The organism is Microbacterium sp. HMWF026 (assembly GCF_003061325.1).
GTDB lineage: Bacteria > Actinomycetota > Actinomycetes > Actinomycetales > Microbacteriaceae > Microbacterium > Microbacterium testaceum_E.
Window position 1 is genome coordinate 1 of the sequence record NZ_QAJB01000311.1, and the last position, 2,098, is coordinate 2,098.

Genomic DNA, 2,098 nt, shown 5'->3' on the forward strand with positions numbered 1-2,098 from the left:
GACGACGACGACGGCCCCGACGACGACGAAACACCCCCGCCGTTCTGATGCGCACGCCCGGCGTCATGCCCGCCACCGAACGACCCCTGCCTCGAGCGTCTCGAGCGCTCTCCCGCCCGGCAGAGCAGCCGCCGGACCTCGGCCGCTCATCGACGATGTCGCGCCGACGGACCCTGCGCTGCTATGAGCCGTGCGCTTCCGAGCGTCCACCGGTGACTCGCAACCTGCGGTACAAAGGCTTCGTGCGCACCGCCGGCGAAAAGCTCCCCGCTCCCCCGTCCCGTCCGGCCGATCTCGACGACGACTTCGCGACCGGCGCGCCCGATCCGTCTCGCTGGGTCAGCGCCTACCTGCCCCAGTGGACGACGCGCGAGCGTGCCGCCGCACGGTGGAACGCCGAACCGAACGGTATCCGGCTACGCATCGACGATGACCAGCCGCACTGGCGACCGGAGGACGCGCCCCTGAGGGTCTCGAACCTGCAGACCGCGACCTTCTCGGGTCCCCTGGGGTCCACCCGGGGGATGCATCGTCACCGCACCGACGGCCTCACCGTACATACCGAGGTCCCGACATCGCTGCTGTTCGCCCCGTCACGCGGACGCGTCGACGTCACGATCTCGGCCTCCACAGACAGCGGCGCCATGGTCGCGGCCTGGCTGGTCGGAACAGAACACCTTTCCGCGGACGATGCGGGCGAGATCTGCATCTTCGAGATCGATGCCGAAGCCATCGGCACACAGACGACACGGGCGCGGATCGGCATCAAGGCGCACCACGACACGCGGCTCACGACGGACATGAACGAGGAGCGTCTGCCCATCGACGCCCGCAGGCCCCACACCTGGACGGTCATCTGGGGCGACGGTGAGACCGTCATCGGGTGCGAGGGCAGCGTTCTCCGCCGCTTCACGCAAGCGCCCGACTATCCCCTCGCCCTTCTCATCGACATCTTCGAGACCGGCACACCGCAGGGTCCGTATCCGAAATCGTTCGTCGTGCATCGCGTGCGCGGCTGGCAGGGATGATCGCCTCGACCGGACGACGATCGCGCACCGCCAGGCGGTGACAGCGGGGTTCGGGCAGCCGGCCACGACGATCGGTCAGGGCAGATTCGGAAGCGCCTCGCGGTCGATCCACCGCGACAGCAGGTCGACGGCATCCGCTCCCCCGGCCCGGTCGACGGCCGCGCGGAAGTCGTCGGTCGTGACGAGGGCGTGCCGGTGGGCCGAGGTCCATTCGCGCAGCAGGTCGAAAAACGCGCCGTCGCCCAGCCGCCGACGCAGGACGTGCAGGGCGAGCGCTCCGCGCTTGTAGACGCGGTCGTCGAACATGTCGTCCGGGCCGGGATCGACCAGCAGCAGATCGCGCGGTTTCGTGGCGAGGCGACGGTAGTGCTCGGCGGCGCAGGCGTCGACGTCGTCGCCGCCCGACTCCTCGGACCACAGCCACTCGGCGTAGCAGGCGAAGCCCTCGTTGAGCCAGATGTCGCTCCAGCGCGCGATCCCGACGCTGTTGCCGAACCACTGGTGCGCCAGCTCGTGCGCGACGAGCCGCTGCGCGGCGGGCACGAGGTGGTTCATGCCGAACACCGCCAGCCCCTGCGCCTCGAGGGGGATCTCGAGTTCGTCGGCGGTCACGACCAGCGCGCACGCCTCTTGCGGGTAGGCGCCGAAGAGACGGTCGAACAAACGGAGCATGTCGGGAACGCTCGAGAAGGCGCGGTCGGATGCCGCGGCGAGCGCCGGCGGAGCCGCGACGGTCACGGCGGGGACGACGCCCGCGCCGCTCCCGGCCAGAGGCGTCGTGCGGTAGCGCCCCACGTGCACCGCGGCCAGGTAGGTGGCGGTCGGAACGCCCGAGGTGAAGACGGTGGTGACCCGTCCGCCGCGGCGCGTGGTGGCCCCGACCACCCCGGTCGCCGCGACGGTGTAGCCGTCGTCGACGGTGATCTCCATGCGCATGCGCCCACGGTCGTCGGGCCGGTCGTTGCAGGGGAACCACGTCGGCGCGCCGATCGGCTGGCCCGCGACGAGCGATCCGTCGGTGAGCTCCTCCCACCCCACGATGCCCCAGCGCGACCGCCGGGGTGCGGGAG

Annotated in this window: 2 protein-coding genes; one reads left to right on the forward strand and one right to left on the reverse strand. The window is 71.0% G+C overall.

Annotation, left to right across the window (positions count from 1 at the left end):
- Window positions 1-212: 212 nt before the first annotated feature.
- Window positions 213-1,028, forward strand: a complete 816-nt coding sequence (locus DBR36_RS12000) for a family 16 glycosylhydrolase (protein ID WP_258222767.1) — start codon at window positions 213-215, stop codon at window positions 1,026-1,028.
- Between the two features lie 75 nt (window positions 1,029-1,103).
- Here DBR36_RS12000 and DBR36_RS12005 read toward each other — a convergent pair.
- On the reverse strand, window positions 1,104-2,098 hold a 995-nt coding region (locus DBR36_RS12005; protein WP_108319688.1), incomplete at its 5' end, for a M1 family metallopeptidase.